The 14,805-nt window shown below is 62.0% G+C and carries 12 protein-coding genes; 11 read left to right on the forward strand and 1 reads right to left on the reverse strand.

The annotated features are described in order from the left end of the window. Positions 1 to 3 precede the first annotated feature (3 nt). Positions 4 to 1,638, reverse strand: a complete 1,635-nt coding sequence (locus AC02Y0_RS18080) for an MFS transporter (protein WP_476380214.1) — start codon at positions 1,636 to 1,638, stop codon at positions 4 to 6. Between the two features lie 242 nt (positions 1,639 to 1,880). Here AC02Y0_RS18080 and rimP point away from each other — a divergent pair, with 242 nt between their 5' ends. The 11 genes from rimP to AC02Y0_RS18135 all read left to right on the forward strand — a co-directional run bounded on the left by rimP (position 1,881) and on the right by AC02Y0_RS18135 (position 14,724). Continuing rightward, positions 1,881 to 2,477, forward strand: coding sequence for a ribosome maturation factor RimP (rimP, locus tag AC02Y0_RS18085; protein WP_476384078.1), 597 nt, complete (start codon positions 1,881 to 1,883; stop codon positions 2,475 to 2,477). A gap of 56 nt (positions 2,478 to 2,533) precedes the next feature. After that, positions 2,534 to 4,147 carry a transcription termination factor NusA gene (gene nusA / locus AC02Y0_RS18090; RefSeq protein ID WP_476380216.1) on the forward strand — a complete coding sequence of 538 codons (1,614 nt, stop codon included), beginning with the start codon at positions 2,534 to 2,536 and terminating at the stop codon, positions 4,145 to 4,147. Then, the gene (locus AC02Y0_RS18095) at positions 4,144 to 4,830 is read left to right on the forward strand and encodes an RNA-binding protein (RefSeq protein ID WP_476380218.1); all 687 of its coding nucleotides are present in this window, start codon (positions 4,144 to 4,146) and stop codon (positions 4,828 to 4,830) included. The genes nusA and AC02Y0_RS18095 overlap by 4 nt, the downstream gene beginning before the upstream one ends. A gap of 101 nt (positions 4,831 to 4,931) precedes the next feature. Then, the gene (gene infB / locus AC02Y0_RS18100) at positions 4,932 to 7,640 is read left to right on the forward strand and encodes a translation initiation factor IF-2 (protein WP_476380220.1); all 2,709 of its coding nucleotides are present in this window, start codon (positions 4,932 to 4,934) and stop codon (positions 7,638 to 7,640) included. A gap of 160 nt (positions 7,641 to 7,800) precedes the next feature. Continuing rightward, entirely contained in the window at positions 7,801 to 8,205 is a 405-nt protein-coding gene (gene rbfA / locus AC02Y0_RS18105) for a 30S ribosome-binding factor RbfA (protein ID WP_102020550.1), read from the forward strand. Positions 8,206 to 8,217: 12 nt separating this feature from the next. Further along, positions 8,218 to 9,147, forward strand: a complete 930-nt coding sequence (truB, locus tag AC02Y0_RS18110; RefSeq protein WP_476380223.1) for a tRNA pseudouridine(55) synthase TruB — start codon at positions 8,218 to 8,220, stop codon at positions 9,145 to 9,147. A gap of 149 nt (positions 9,148 to 9,296) precedes the next feature. Continuing rightward, entirely contained in the window at positions 9,297 to 9,566 is a 270-nt protein-coding gene (gene rpsO / locus AC02Y0_RS18115; protein WP_102020548.1) for a 30S ribosomal protein S15, read from the forward strand. Between the two features lie 317 nt (positions 9,567 to 9,883). After that, positions 9,884 to 12,022, forward strand: a complete 2,139-nt coding sequence (pnp, locus tag AC02Y0_RS18120; RefSeq protein ID WP_476380225.1) for a polyribonucleotide nucleotidyltransferase — start codon at positions 9,884 to 9,886, stop codon at positions 12,020 to 12,022. Positions 12,023 to 12,097: 75 nt separating this feature from the next. After that, positions 12,098 to 13,114: a class I SAM-dependent methyltransferase gene (locus tag AC02Y0_RS18125; RefSeq protein WP_476380226.1), complete on the forward strand. Its 1,017-nt coding sequence runs from the start codon at positions 12,098 to 12,100 to the stop codon at positions 13,112 to 13,114. Between the two features lie 115 nt (positions 13,115 to 13,229). Further along, complete coding sequence (locus AC02Y0_RS18130) at positions 13,230 to 14,252, forward strand: helix-turn-helix domain-containing protein (RefSeq protein WP_476380228.1); 1,023 nt, start codon at positions 13,230 to 13,232, stop codon at positions 14,250 to 14,252. Positions 14,253 to 14,418: 166 nt separating this feature from the next. After that, positions 14,419 to 14,724 (forward strand): LuxR C-terminal-related transcriptional regulator, encoded by a 306-nt coding sequence (locus tag AC02Y0_RS18135; RefSeq protein WP_476380230.1) that lies wholly within the window; start codon positions 14,419 to 14,421, stop codon positions 14,722 to 14,724. The last annotated feature ends 81 nt before the right edge of the window (positions 14,725 to 14,805 follow it).

The following is a 14,805-nucleotide window of genomic DNA, read 5'->3' on the forward strand; positions in this document are numbered from 1 at the left end:
CCATCAGTGGTGATCGATATGCGACTGGTGGAAGACGTCATCCGCCGGCGGGATTGCCTGACGTTCGATCATCCGGTGAACCTTGGGCGGCCGGTCGCCGCGATGCAGTTCCAGCAAACGGTCGGTAATCTCGGCATCGGCCTTGGTGCGGCGCTGGTTGTGGCGGACATAGTCCACCCAGGTCGGCACATGATAGGTTTCCGTCCAGATGTCAGGGTTCTCCAGGTCGCGCATCAGCGTCCAGTTGCGTGCGCCGTCACGCAGGCGAATGCGGCGGCGCTCGACCATGATCCTCAAGAATTCGGGAACGTCTTCGTCGGTGATCTCGAAATCAATATGAATGACGATCGGGCCACTGCGCGGGCGGATGTCGAGCTTTAGCGCCGGCTCGTTGAAGCGGTTGAGCGGATCGAGATCGAGGGTGGCAAAGGCCGGCATGGGCAGAAAGAAGCCGATGAAGACGCCGACCATCATCAAAAGGCTTGAGGCGACCAGCGCATGGTCGGAGCCATAGTTCTCGGCCACGCTGCCCCAGAGCCAGCTGCCTGTGGCCATGCCGCCGAAGGTGGCTGTCTGGTAAAGCGAGAGCGCGCGCCCCACGACCCAGCGGGGAGCAGAGAGCTGGACGACCGTGTTGAAGAGCGACAGTGCCAGGACCCAGCAGGCGCCGGCAACCATCAGGGCCAGCGCCGTGATCCAGACCGAGGTGCTGATGCCGGTCACGCCGGCTGCCACGGCAAAGCCGGCAAAGGCTGCGCGGACGATGTCCTCGCTAGATAGGAGTTCGCGGGCGCGCTGGTTGGAAAAGGCGCCAAAGATGGCGCCAAGCCCGAAGGCGCCGAGCAGGCCACCGAAGGTTAGCGGTCCGCCCGCAAGCTGGTCACGGGCGACGATCGGCAGGAGCGAAAGAATGGCAGTTGCCGTCAGACCGAAGACGAAGCCGCGGAAGAGAACCTTGCCGAGATTGGGTGACATCGCGACGTAGCGCAGGCCTGCTGCGATGGCCGAGCCCAGATGCTCCCGCGGGAGCGGGCTCTTCGGAATATCCGGACGCCAGCGGAAGAGCGCGTAGGTTATGGCAAAGTAGGAGAGCGTGTTGACCGCGAAGGCGGCAGCAGCCCCTGCGGCGGCGACGATCGCACCGCCGATCGCCGGGCCGACGCTGCGGGTGATGTTGAAGCCCATGCTGTTGAGCGAGACAGCGGCCGGCAGATCGGCGCGCGGGACGATGTCGCCGACCGAGGCCTGCCAGGACGGATTATTGAGCGCGGTGCCGCAGCCGATCAGGAAGGTGAAGGCCAGCAGCGCCCAGGGGGTAATCAGATCGAGCAGGGCAAACAGTGTCAGGAGCGCCGAGACCACGATCATGAAGAGCTGCGCCGCGATCATGACGCGACGGCGATCGAAGCTGTCGGCGATGGCTCCAGCGATCAGGGAGAGCAGCATGATCGGGCCGGTGTTTGATGCCTGGACGAGCGCCACCATGTTCTCGGAGGTGGAGATCGATGCCATCATCCAGGCGGCACCGACGCCCTGGATCAGGCCACCCAGATTGGACGAAATGCTGGCGAGCCAGATCCGGCGATAGGCTTCATTGCGGAGCGGTAGAAGCGGGGAACGGCGTTCTGATGTGGACATGTCTTGAACTTTTCTGGCCGCGGCGATGTCGAGAGACAACCGTGGTGAGCACGAGCTTGCCTTGCGCAACGCATGAATGGCAAGTTTGTTTTCACCCCTTACCGAAAAGCTTGCAAAAGTTGGGGCGCTCGCGTATATGAGCTTCAAATTCTTGATCGACAGATGAAGGGTGGGCCCGGAAGGACCCGCTCTTTTTTATTGGCGATCGCAGCCAATCGGGAGTAAAACGATTGTCCGAAGACATGCCGAAGCCGGAACTCGGCGAAGCACGGATCATCACTGAGACGGGCCTTGACCGTCGTATCGCAGACATTATCGAGCCCGTGCTCGTCGCGATGGATTTCAAGCTGGTTCGCGTGCGTATGATGAACCAGAACGGAATGACGCTGCAGATCATGGCAGAACGCACCGACGGCACAATGGATGTCGAAGGTTGCGAAGCCGTATCGATGGCCGTATCGCCGGTTCTCGACGTCGAGGATCCGGTCGACAAGGCCTATCACCTGGAAGTGTCGTCGCCGGGCATCGACCGGCCCATGGTGCGCAAGTCGGATTTCAGCCGCTGGCAAGGCCATATCGTGAAGTGCGAGACGTCGATCCTGGTCGACAACCGCAAGCGCTTCCGCGGCAAGATCACCGACGTGAACCAGGACGGGTTTACCCTGGAGCGTGACCAAGTGGCCTATGGCGAAGAGCCGAAGGTGGTTATCCCCTTCAATACGCTTGCCGAGGCAAAGCTCATTCTGACGGACGATCTGATCCGTGACGCGCTCCGAGCCGACAAGCTCGCCAAGGCGCAGGCCGCGAACCAGAACGACGAAGACGACAGCGAAGAATAACGTTTGACCTATAGCCCGAGGCCGATGCCCGGGCGTGAAGACGGAGACCTAAGACAATGGCAGTCAGTGCTAACAGGCTCGAGCTCTTGCAGATCGCAGATGCCGTCGCCCGTGAAAAGGTGATCGACCGCGAAATCGTGCTCGCCGCCATGGCCGACGCGATCCAGAAGGCTGCCCGGTCGCGCTACGGCAGCGAAACCAACATCCGCGCCGACATCAATTCCAAGACCGGCGAGATCCGTCTGCAGCGTCTTCTGGAAGTGGTCGAGAAGGTCGAAGACTACGCGACGCAGATCGCGCTCGAACTCGCTCGCGACCGCAATGTCGACGCCAAGCTCGGCGACTTCATCGCCGATCCGCTGCCGCCGATGGACTTCGGCCGTATCGCCGCCCAGTCGGCCAAGCAGGTCATCGTGCAGAAGGTGCGCGAAGCCGAGCGTGACCGTCAGTTCGACGAATTCAAGGACCGCGTTGGCGAGATCGTCAACGGCACCGTCAAGCGCGTCGAATACGGCAACGTGATCGTCGATCTCGGCCGTGGCGAAGGCATCATCCGTCGTGACGAGATGATCCCGCGCGAAGCCTTCCGTTACGGTGACCGTGTGCGCGCCTATGTCTACGACGTGCGCCGCGAACAGCGCGGCCCGCAGATCTTCCTGTCGCGTACCCATCCGCAGTTCATGGTGAAGCTCTTCACCATGGAAGTGCCTGAAATCTACGACGGCATCATCCAGATCAAGTCGGTTGCCCGTGACCCGGGTTCGCGCGCCAAGATCGCTGTTATCTCGAACGATTCGTCGATCGATCCGGTCGGCGCCTGCGTCGGTATGCGCGGTAGCCGCGTTCAGGCCGTTGTTGGCGAGCTTCAGGGCGAAAAGATCGACATCATCCCGTGGAGCCAGGATCCGGCTTCCTTCATCGTCAACGCCCTGCAGCCGGCTGAAGTCGCCAAGGTCGTTCTCGACGAAGATGCAGAACGCATCGAAGTCGTGGTTCCGGACGAGCAGTTGTCGCTCGCCATCGGCCGTCGCGGTCAGAACGTGCGTCTGGCCTCGCAGCTGACCGGCTGGGATATCGACATCATGACGGAAGCCGAGGAATCGGAGCGCCGCCAGAAGGAATTCAACGAACGCACCAACCTGTTCATGGATGCGCTCGACGTCGACGAAATGGTCGGCCAGGTGCTGGCGTCGGAAGGCTTCGCCCAGGTCGAGGAAGTGGCTTACGTCAATCTCGACGAAATCGCTTCGATCGATGGCTTCGACGAAGACACGGCGCAGGAAATCCAGACCCGCGCCCGCGAATACCTCGAGAAGATCGAAGCCGAGATGGATGCGAAGCGCAAGGAGCTCGGCGTTGCCGACGAACTGCGCCAGATCGAGGGCATCACCTCGCAGATGATGGTCGCGCTCGGCGAAGACGGCATCAAGACGATCGAGGACTTCGCCGGCTGCGCCGCTGACGATCTCGTCGGCTGGAGCGAACGCAAGGACGGCGAGACGAAGAAGTTCGAGGGCCTGTTCTCGAAGTTCGACATCTCGCGTGCCGAAGCCGAAGCCATGGTCGTCAAGGCACGCCTCGCTGCTGGCTGGATCACCGAGGAAGACCTCGCGGTCGAAGCTGAAGCAGAAGGCGAACTCGAAGGCGAAGAAGCCGAGCAGGAAGCGTGATGAGCGCCGAGAGGCCGGACGCGACAGAGGTCGAAGATGATTTCGACCTCTCCGAAGCGAACGGGCGGATGTGCATCGTTACCCGCGAAAGCGGATCGCCGGAAACGCTCCTGCGTTTCGTGGCGGCACCCGACGGGACAATTGTCCCGGATCTGAAGCGGGCGCTTCCAGGCCGGGGCTGCTGGGTCAGCCCCAGCCGTGAGGCTGTCGACAAGGCCGTGGCGAAGAAGCTCTTCGCCCGGGCCCTGAAACGAGATGTGAAGGCGGATCCGGATCTCGGATCCGTGGTTGAGCGGCTTCTGGTCGCGCAGCTGATCGGCATGATGAACATGGCACGGAAGGCCGGCCAGTTCGTCACCGGAGCGGCGAAGGTCGAGGCGGCGGTGCGAAGCGGTGAGGCCATTGCGGTGTTCCATTCGCAGGATGCCGCAGCGGATGGCGTGAGAAAGATCGACCAGGCCCGAAAGGCCTGGCACCTCGGAACGGGGGCGGACGCGGAAGTGCCCGCTTTCCACCTTCTGACCGGGGCGGAATTGGAAGAGCAGATGGGCCAGAATGCGTTTATCCATGCTTGCGTGCTTGCAGGGCAGGCAGGTGAAGGTGTAGTGAAGCGCGCAACTCTGCTCGAAACCTATCGCGGCCGCGCGCCGCAGGTATCGGGCGCTGGCCCGAAATCACAATGACGCGGTCACCGGCACAGGTCGGCCTCCGTGGTTTAGGACAGTATGTGAACGGCGAGGCCTGATGCTCGGCATCCGGCCCCGCTCGAAGGAACGGGAACGGAATGACCGACAACAAAGACGACAAGACTATCGGCGTGAAGAAGACTCTCACCTTGAAGCCCTCAGGGATGAGCCAGGGTACCGTGCGCCAGGACATGGGGCGCGGCCGTACGAAGTCGGTCGTCGTCGAGACGGTGAAGCGCCGCCCGACCCGCCCGCTGGACGAAAAGCCACCAATTACACCGATCACACCTGTTCGTGCAGAACCGGTCGCGGCCGCTCCGACGCCGGCACCGACACAGGCGCCTACGCCGGTTGCAGCACCCGTTGCAGCTGCACGCCCGGCACCGACACAGCAGCCGCATCGTCCGCAGCAACCGCAGCGCCCCCAGCAGCCGCAGCGCCAGCAGCCTTCGCAGCCGCCGCGCCAGCAGGAACGTCCGCGTGGCGCCGTTCTGCACGACCTGTCGGCCGGCGAGATGGAAGCGCGTCGCCGCGCTCTCGCCGAAGCCCAGGTTCGTGAAGTCGAGGAAGCCAAGCAGCGCGTGATCGACGAGGCTCGCCGCAAGGTGGAAGCCGAGGAAGCTGCACGCCTGGCTGCCGAAGAGGCCGCACGCCGCGCCGCCGAGCCACAGCCCGAGCCGCAGCCGGAACCCGAAGTTGTCGCGGAGCCCGAAGTGGCGCCAGTGGCTGCCGCGCCTGCCCCCGTGGTCCGTACGGCCATTCCGGCACCCGGCGCACCTGGGTTCGTGCGTGGACGCAAGACCAATGACGAAGACGAGGGCCGTGCCTCTCCGCGGACGATCCCCGGCCGCGGCAAGGTCGCCATGCCCGTGGCCCCCAAGGTCCCTGCCCGTCCGAAGGTCGAAGAGGACCGCCGTCGTGGCAAGCTGACCGTCACCACGGCCAATGTCGAGGACGACGGCACGGCACGCGGCCGTTCGCTGTCTGCCATGCGCCGCCGGCAGGAGAAGTTCCGCCGCAGCCAGATGCAGGAAACCCGCGAAAAGGTCATGCGCGAGGTCATCCTGCCGGAAACCATCACCATTCAGGAACTGTCGCAGCGCATGTCCGAACGCGCCGTCGACGTCATCAAGTACCTGATGAAGGAAGGCCAGATGATGAAGCCGGGCGACGTCATCGACGCCGACCTCGCCGAACTCATCGCAACCGAATTCGGCCACACCGTGAAGCGCGTTTCGGAATCCGACGTCGAAGAAGGCATCTTCAACGTCAAGGACGACGAAGGCGAACTGGTGGCGCGTCCGCCGGTTGTAACCATCATGGGTCACGTCGACCACGGCAAGACCTCGCTGCTCGACGCCATCCGCAAGACCTCGGTCGTATCGGGCGAAGCAGGTGGCATTACCCAGCATATCGGTGCTTACCAGGTCGAGCAGAACGGCCAGAAGATCACCTTCATCGACACCCCCGGCCACGCCGCGTTTACCGCGATGCGTGCCCGTGGCGCCCAGGCGACCGACATTGCGATCCTCGTGGTTGCAGCGGACGACAGCGTGATGCCGCAGACGATCGAATCCATCAGCCATGCAAAGGCTGCCGGCGTTCCGATCATCGTGGCGATCAACAAGATCGACAAGCATGAGGCAAACCCGGACAAGGTTCGCCAGCAGCTTCTGCAGCATGAAGTGTTTGTCGAATCCATGGGCGGTGAAGTACTCGACGTCGAAGTCTCGGCGAAGAACAAGCTCAATCTCGACAAGCTGCTCGAAGCGGTACTGCTGCAGGCCGAAATCCTCGACCTGAAGGCTGACCCGACGCGCACTGCCGAAGGTACTGTCATCGAAGCCCAGCTCGACCGCGGTCGTGGTGCGGTGGCAACCGTTCTCGTCCAGAAGGGCACGCTGAAGCCTGGTCAGATCATCGTTGCCGGTGACCAGTGGGGCCGCGTTCGTGCCCTCGTCAACGACAAGGGTGAGCACGTCAAGGAAGCGGCTCCTGCCATGCCGGTCGAGATACTCGGCCTGTCGGGCACGCCTGCTGCCGGTGACAAGTTCGCCGTCGTCGAGAACGAAAGCCGCGCTCGCGAGATCTCCGAGTATCGTCAGCGTCTGGCCCGCGACAAGGCTGTTGCCCGCCAGTCGGGTCAGCGCGGTTCGCTGGAACAGATGATGAGCCAGCTGCAGAACACCGGCTTCAAGGAGTTCCCGCTGGTCATCAAGGGCGATGTTCAGGGTTCCGTCGAAGCCATCGTGGCTGCCCTCGACAAGCTCGGCACCGACGAGGTGCGTGCCCGTATCGTCCATTCGGGCGCTGGCGCCATCACGGAATCGGATATCTCGCTCGCCGAAGCCTCCAATGCCGCGATCATCGGCTTCAACGTCCGTGCGAACGCTCAGGCTCGTACCGCTTCCGAGCGTGCCGGCATCGAGATCCGCTACTACAACATCATCTACGATCTGGTGGATGACGTGAAGGCAGCGATGTCGGGCCTGCTCTCTCCGGAGCGTCGCGAAACCTTCCTTGGCAATGCCGAAATCCTGGAGGTGTTCAACATCACCAAGACCGGCAAGGTGGCAGGTTGCCGTGTTATCGAGGGCAAGGTCGAGCGTGGTGCGGGCGTTCGCCTGCTGCGCGACAATGTCGTCATCCACGAAGGCAAGCTCAAGACGCTCAAGCGCTTCAAGGACGAAGTGTCTGACGTTCCGATGGGTCAGGAATGCGGTATGGCCTTCGAGAACTACGAAGACATCCGCGCCGGCGACACGATCGAGTGCTTCCGCGTGGAACACATCACGCGTACGCTCTGATCTCAGGCGTTTCGACCACGATCCCTTCGGGCGCCGGATCTTCCGGCGCTCGCTGTTTATGGGGATCATGACCTCCGACGTATCGTCGGATGAACGACAATTCACGGCATGATGTGAGCGGCGATAGCCCCGGATACCTCATGCGAAAGGCAAGTGAACCATGACAAAACCAACCTCATCGGCACCTTCGCAGCGCATGCTGCGCGTCGGCGAGCAGGTGCGCGCCGCCATCACCCAGGTGCTTCAGCGCGGGGAAGTGAACGACGATGTCATCGAAAAGACCGTGATTTCGGTCTCGGAAGTGCGGATGTCGCCGGACCTGAAGATGGCGACCGCCTATGTGGCGCCGCTCGGCGTTTCCGACCATGACGCTGTCATCGCGGCCCTCAACAAGCATGCGAAGTTCATTCGCGGACGGATCGGCGGCCAGCTTCGGCAGATGAAGTACATGCCGGAAGTGCGTTTCCGCGACGATACCAGCTTCGACAATTACCAGAAGATCGATGCGCTCCTGCGCTCGCCGGAGGTCCAGCGCGACCTCGGCTCCGACGAAGACAAAGACTGAGAAAAGACCTAGATGTCCAAACCCAGAAAGCCCAAGGGCCGCCCGATTTCGGGTTGGCTCATCCTCGACAAGCCGGTGGATTTCGGCTCGACCGAGGCGGTTGGCAAGATCAAGTGGCTGTTCAACGCCCAGAAGGCCGGCCATGCCGGCACGCTCGACCCGCTCGCTTCCGGCATGCTGCCGATCGCGCTCGGCGATGCGACGAAGACCGTTCCTTACGTCATGGACGGGCGCAAGATCTACGAATTCACGGTGACCTGGGGCGAAGAGCGCTCGACGGATGACCTCGAGGGAGAGGTCACGCAGAGCTCGGACACGCGTCCGGCCGAGGAAGACATTCGGGCCCTGCTGCCGAACTATACGGGGACCATCAACCAGATCCCGCCGCAGTTCTCGGCGATCAAGATTGCCGGTGAGCGCGCCTATGATCTGGCGCGCGATGGCGAGACGGTCGAGATCCCCTCGCGCGAGGTCGAAGTCCACCGCCTGACGTTGCTCAACTGCGAAGCCGACAAGGCCCATTTCGAAGTCGAATGCGGCAAGGGAACCTATGTGCGCTCGCTCGCCCGTGATTTCGGTCGCGATCTCGGCTGCTATGGTCACATCTCCTCGCTCCGCCGCACCTTCGTGGCGCCGTTTGCCGAGGAGATGATGGTGCCGCTCGCGGAGCTCGTGGCGCTCGAAGCCATCGAGGACCGCGATGAACGGCTGGCCGCTCTCGATGCTTTCCTCGGCGATACGGCAGAAGCCCTCTCCGCCCTGCCGCAGCTCAGGATCACCGATGATCAGGCGCATCGGCTGCGCATGGGCAATCCCATCATCCTGCGCGGGCGCGATGCGCCGGTCGCAGAACCGGAAGCCGTGGCACTTGCCGGTGGCAAGCTCATTGCCATCGGCGAGATTGCCGGTGGCGAATTCCATCCGCGACGAGTCTTCGCCTGAGCCTTACCGTCGCCTGCTCTTTCCTTTCTTCATGGAATAGAGTATAGGCGGCGGCAGCTGGCCCCTCGGGTGCCTGCATTCACGGCCAATGCTGGACGACATCCCGGCGTTTGGCGACCTGTTTCTCCTTATTCTAGAAAGGATTCACGATGTCGATCACTGCAGAGCGCAAGGCCGCCCTCATCAAGGAATACGCAATCAAGGAAGGCGACACCGGCTCTCCGGAAGTTCAGGTCGCAATCCTGACCGAGCGTATCACCAACCTGACGGAACACTTCAAGGGTCACAAGAAGGACAACCACTCGCGTCGTGGCCTTCTGACCATGGTTTCGACCCGCCGTTCGCTTCTCGACTATGTCAAGAAGCAGGACGAGGCTCGTTACACGAAGCTCATCACCAGCCTCGGCATCCGTCGCTAACAAGTTCCCGGCGGGTCTTCGGAAACGAAGATCCGCCGGTTGCCTTTCCGGGTCAGGCCAGACGACCCGCGACCGGTTCCGCGCGACGATCGCCCGGAACGAACGACAGACCGGATGGGCCGGATCTGTCGACGACAACCGATGGCCTGTCATGGGGCAGGATTGTTGGACGCTTCCGCATCCCGAAAGATGCATATGCCGGCCGCGGCCGTTTCCGAAGCCTCCCACTGTCTTGCCCGTGATTGCGTCAGCACATTGCAGACCGACCGCCCCCTGCCAATTCGGCAGGACGAAGGTCCGCATATGAAGGACAAGATATGTTTGATGTTCACAGCGTTGAGATCGAGTGGGCAGGCCGCCCGCTGAAGCTGGAAACGGGCAAGATCGCCCGCCAGGCCGACGGCGCCGTTCTCGCCACCTATGGCGAAACCGTTGTTCTCGCCACCGTCGTTTCGGCCAAGTCGCCGAAGCCGGGCCAGGACTTCTTCCCGCTCACCGTCAACTACCAGGAAAAGACCTATGCCGCCGGCAAGATCCCGGGTGGCTATTTCAAGCGCGAAGGTCGTCCGTCGGAAAAGGAAACGCTGGTTTCCCGCCTGATCGACCGTCCGATCCGCCCGCTTTTCCCGGAAGGCTACAAGAACGACACGCAGGTCGTCGTTACCGTCATCCAGCATGACCTTGAGAACGACCCTGACGTCCTGTCGATGGTTGCCGCTTCGGCTGCCCTCACCCTCTCCGGCGTACCCTTCATGGGCCCGGTCGGTGGCGCCCGCGTCGGCTACATCAACGGCGAATACGTTCTGAACCCGCATCTCGACGAGATGGACGAATCGGTTCTGGACCTCGTCGTTGCCGGCACCCAGGACGCCGTCCTGATGGTTGAGTCGGAAGCCAAGGAACTGAACGAAGACGTCATGCTCGGCGCCGTCATGTTCGGCCACAAGGGCTTCCAGCCGGTCATCGACGCGATCATCAAGCTCGCTGAAGTGGCTGCCAAGGAGCCCCGCGAATTCGAACCGGAAGATCATTCCGCTCTCGAAGCCGAAATGCTCTCGATCGCCGAGACCGAACTGCGCGCTGCCTACAAGATCACCCAGAAGGCTGATCGCTACACCGCCGTCGACGCCGTCAAGGCGAAGGTAAAGGCACACTTCTTCCCGGAAGGTGCAGAGCCAAAGTATTCGAACGAAGTCATCGGTGCCGTCTTCAAGCACCTGCAGGCAAAGATCGTTCGCTGGAACATTCTCGACACGAAGAGCCGCATCGACGGCCGCGACCTGTCGACCGTTCGTGCGATCGTGTCGGAAGTCGGTATCCTGCCGCGCACCCACGGTTCGGCTCTCTTCACCCGCGGCGAGACCCAGGCGATTGTTGTCGCCACGCTCGGCACCGGCGAAGACGAACAGTACGTCGACTCGCTGACCGGCATGTACAAGGAACGTTTCCTTCTGCATTACAACTTCCCGCCCTACTCGGTCGGTGAAACCGGTCGCATGGGTTCCCCGGGCCGCCGCGAAATCGGTCACGGCAAGCTCGCCTGGCGCGCTATCCGCCCGATGCTGCCGTCTGCAGAGCAGTTCCCTTACACGCTGCGCGTCGTCTCCGAGATCACCGAGTCGAACGGCTCGTCCTCGATGGCTACCGTTTGCGGCACCTCGCTCGCTCTGATGGACGCCGGCGTTCCGCTGGCCAAGCCGGTTGCCGGTATCGCCATGGGTCTGATCCTGGAAGGCGAGCGCTTTGCGGTTCTCTCCGACATCCTGGGTGACGAAGACCACCTCGGCGACATGGACTTCAAGGTTGCGGGTACTGCCGACGGCATCACCTCGCTGCAGATGGACATCAAGATCGCCGGTATCACCGAAGAGATCATGAAGGTCGCACTCGGCCAGGCACAGGGTGGCCGCAAGCACATCCTGAACGAAATGGCGAACGCCCTTTCGGAGAGCCGTGGTCAGCTCGGCGAATTCGCACCGCGCATCGAAGTGATGAACATCCCGGTCGACAAGATCCGTGAAGTCATCGGTTCGGGCGGCAAGGTCATCCGCGAAATCGTCGAAAAGACCGGCGCCAAGATCAACATCGAAGACGATGGCACCGTGAAGATCGCCTCTGCCTCCGGCAAGGAAATCGAAGCAGCCCGCAAGTGGATCCACTCGATCGTGGCCGAGCCGGAAATCGGCGTGGTCTATGAAGGTACCGTTGTGAAGACCGCCGACTTCGGCGCCTTCGTCAACTTCTTCGGTTCGCGTGACGGCCTCGTGCACATCTCGCAGCTCGCTTCCGAGCGCGTTGCCAAGACCTCCGACGTCGTCAAGGAAGGCGACAAGGTCTGGGTCAAGCTGATGGGCTTCGATGAGCGCGGCAAGGTTCGCCTTTCCATGAAGGCCGTCGACCAGACGACCGGCAAGGAAATCGTTGCCGAGAAGAAGGATGGCGAAGCCGCTGAATAAGCGGACGTCGCACCCGATCCGAGGCGCGGGAGAAATTCCGCGCCTTTTTTGTTCGCCGAGAGAGAAGACCAAGCCATGAGCCGCGAAAGCCTGAAGACCCTTTTCCATCCCTTCGTTACCGAGGCTGTCGCTCTACCGGCTGCAGAAAGCCGTTGGCTATTCCTCGGCGCGGAAGCCGGATTTGCAAAGCCCGAAGGCTTCGCAGCCGAACTGACGGCGGTGCAGGATTTCCGCCCCGAGTTCCGGCGGCTCGAAGCCAGCCATCTGAAGCCCCTGCCAGCGGTCGAGGGCGAGGCCTATGACGGCGCGCTCGTTCTGTGCGGCAAGCACAAGGGCGTCAACGAGGATCGCATCGCCGAGGCGCTGAAGCGCGTCACGGCTGGCGGCACCGTCGTTGTGGCGGGTGCGAAGGAAGACGGGATCGTGCCGCTTCGCAAGCAGCTCGATCGTCTGGGGCTCGAGCCCGAGTCCACGCCAAAATATCATGGCGTCGCGGTCTGGTTCACGGTTCCCGCCGAGACCACCACGCTGGTTACAGCGCTTGCTGCGAAATCCGTGACGGTCGAGGGACGGTTCGAAACGCGCTCCGGTCTCTTCTCCCATGCGCATGCCGACGAAGGTTCGGAACTTCTGGCAAGCCGCTTCCCGGTCGACTTCAATGGCAATGCCGCTGATTTTGGCGCAGGCTGGGGCTATCTGTCGGTGATGCTGGCCGAGGCTGCGCCGCGCACCAATCGCATCGACCTGTTCGAAGCGAGCCACGAGGCGCTGGAGCATGCCAAGCGCAATCTGGCGAAGAATTGCCCTGATCTGACGACGCGTTTCTTCTGGCAGGATTTGGCCAGCGAACCGCCGAAGGAAAAATACGATCTCGTCATCATGAACCCGCCTTTCCACGAGGGTCACGCTGCCGAGCCGTCGATCGGCGCTGCCATGATCAAGGCGGCGGCTGATTCGTTGCGCGGCGGCGGAGATCTCCTGATGGTCGCCAATCGCGGACTGCCTTACGAGCCGGTGCTGGGTGCGCATTTCAAGCAGCATGGCGAAGTCTGCCGCAACGCGCGCTTCAAGGTGCTCTGGGCCAAGCGCTGAGCACGCGTGATCGTGAACGGCCGCGTTCGTACATAGACTACGCGGCCCTCGACTCTGGACATCCGCTGGCTTAGCATCTGACGCCAACAGCTTCTCTTCTGGCGCCAGCGGTCCAATGCCTCCTCGGAATCTCACCGATGAATTGACCACCGTGGCCGGCCTCGCCTCTGCGGTGGTCGAGCATGCCCAGTCCTATGGCATCGACATAAAGCCGATTTGCAAGGCGCTGGACATCGATCCGGAGGTCTTCCAGAGCCTCACAGCGCGGATCAGCCTCGACCGCCTGTGCAGGCTTCTGGAGGCCTGTGCGTTGCTGGCCGATGACGAAGCGTTTGGGCTGACCAGCATCAAGAGCTATGAGGCGGGCTCGACCGGCCCCTTCGGCTACGGCCTGATGGCGGCGCCGACCGGGCTGGACTTCGTGCGCTTCCTCGATGACCACATCCAGTATGTGACCCATACCAGCTATTCCAGGCTCTCGATCGACGAGCGAGGGGCGCATCTGGCCTGGACCTTTGCGCCCATCATCGTGAAGCGCGACCAGTATGTCGACATGTCCGTGGGTCTCGTCATGCAGCGGGCGAAGGAACTCACCAGCGGCGACAGCATCGAGATCGAGCTGGAACGGCAGCCGCCGCGCAATCCGCAACCTTTCCGGCATCTTCTGTCGCGCCGGATAAGTTTTGCGGCCGGTATGAACTGCGTTCACTTCCCGCGCGGCTTTCTGGATGCGCACAATCCCACAGGCGACCGACGCCTTTTCGAGCTGATGGATCTCCAGTGCCGCAGCCTGAGACCTGCCCTGCCGGAAAAGCCCGCAGACTTCCTTGAACAGGTCAGACGGTATCTGCTGCTTCACGTGTCGGACGACGACTATCCGCTCTCGGAGATCGCCCCCTATTTCGGGCTGTCAGAGAGGACCTTCCAGAGGCGGTTGGCCGCCCAGGGGACGAGCCTCAACGACTTACGGGACCAGATCAGGAAGGACGTCAGCTTCAGCCTGCTGACGGAAAGCGAACTGCCGATCTCCGAGATCTGCTACCGCCTGGGCTATTCGGCGCCCAGCGCCTTCACCCGATCAGTGACGCGGTGGTTCGGATCGACGCCGACGGAGGTGCGGGAGCGCAAGTCCGCTTGAACCGTCGACAGCTTGACAATGTTGGCTCGAAGGTTCCTAATTCGACTGCGAGGTCGACTTATTGCACCGCAGACCGCTTGATTAGCGCGCATGGATAAAAGCTTGTCGTCTGCGGTGAACGACTGACGCCAATCAGAATGATATTTGCGCCGCTTGACGACCTGATGTGTTCATCAAGTCGCGTATCTCCATTACGGCAACTTTGATCATGAAAACCGATACCATACGGGCCATCGGGAGGAATTCCTCTTTTCCGGCCCTATCCGACCGGGAAATCCGCTGTCTGCAGCTGGTAGCCGAAGGCATGCGCTCGGATGAGGCTGCCAATGTACTGGCTCTGTCACATCTTGAAGTGAACCAGGCGCTTGTCAGTGCTCAAGAAAAGCTCGAGGCGAGCAATCTGATGCATGCGGTGAGCCTCGCCATGCTGATCGGCGTCATCGACCATACCGATCCCCATCAACCGAAGTAAGCCGAACTCCCACGGCTGGCGGACCACTTCGGATGAACGCCTGGCGCGGCAACGCGCCAGGCTTTTTTTATGTCTTGCGTC

The organism is Allorhizobium sp. nf9_anc, assembly GCF_056323085.1.

Excerpts from the sequence above, each read along its gene's own strand:
- rimP (WP_476384078.1), top strand. The coding sequence starts at position 1,881 with ATGCCGAAGCCGGAACTCGGCGAAGCACGGATCATCACTGAGACGGGC.
- truB (WP_476380223.1), top strand. The coding sequence starts at position 8,218 with ATGTCCAAACCCAGAAAGCCCAAGGGCCGCCCGATTTCGGGTTGGCTC.
- AC02Y0_RS18080 (WP_476380214.1), bottom strand. The coding sequence starts at position 1,638 with ATGTCCACATCAGAACGCCGTTCCCCGCTTCTACCGCTCCGCAATGAA.
- nusA (WP_476380216.1), top strand. The coding sequence starts at position 2,534 with ATGGCAGTCAGTGCTAACAGGCTCGAGCTCTTGCAGATCGCAGATGCC.
- AC02Y0_RS18130 (WP_476380228.1), top strand. The coding sequence starts at position 13,230 with ATGCCTCCTCGGAATCTCACCGATGAATTGACCACCGTGGCCGGCCTC.
- AC02Y0_RS18125 (WP_476380226.1), top strand. The coding sequence starts at position 12,098 with ATGAGCCGCGAAAGCCTGAAGACCCTTTTCCATCCCTTCGTTACCGAG.
- pnp (WP_476380225.1), top strand. The coding sequence starts at position 9,884 with ATGTTTGATGTTCACAGCGTTGAGATCGAGTGGGCAGGCCGCCCGCTG.
- infB (WP_476380220.1), top strand. The coding sequence starts at position 4,932 with ATGACCGACAACAAAGACGACAAGACTATCGGCGTGAAGAAGACTCTC.
- rbfA (WP_102020550.1), top strand. The coding sequence starts at position 7,801 with ATGACAAAACCAACCTCATCGGCACCTTCGCAGCGCATGCTGCGCGTC.
- rpsO (WP_102020548.1), top strand. The coding sequence starts at position 9,297 with ATGTCGATCACTGCAGAGCGCAAGGCCGCCCTCATCAAGGAATACGCA.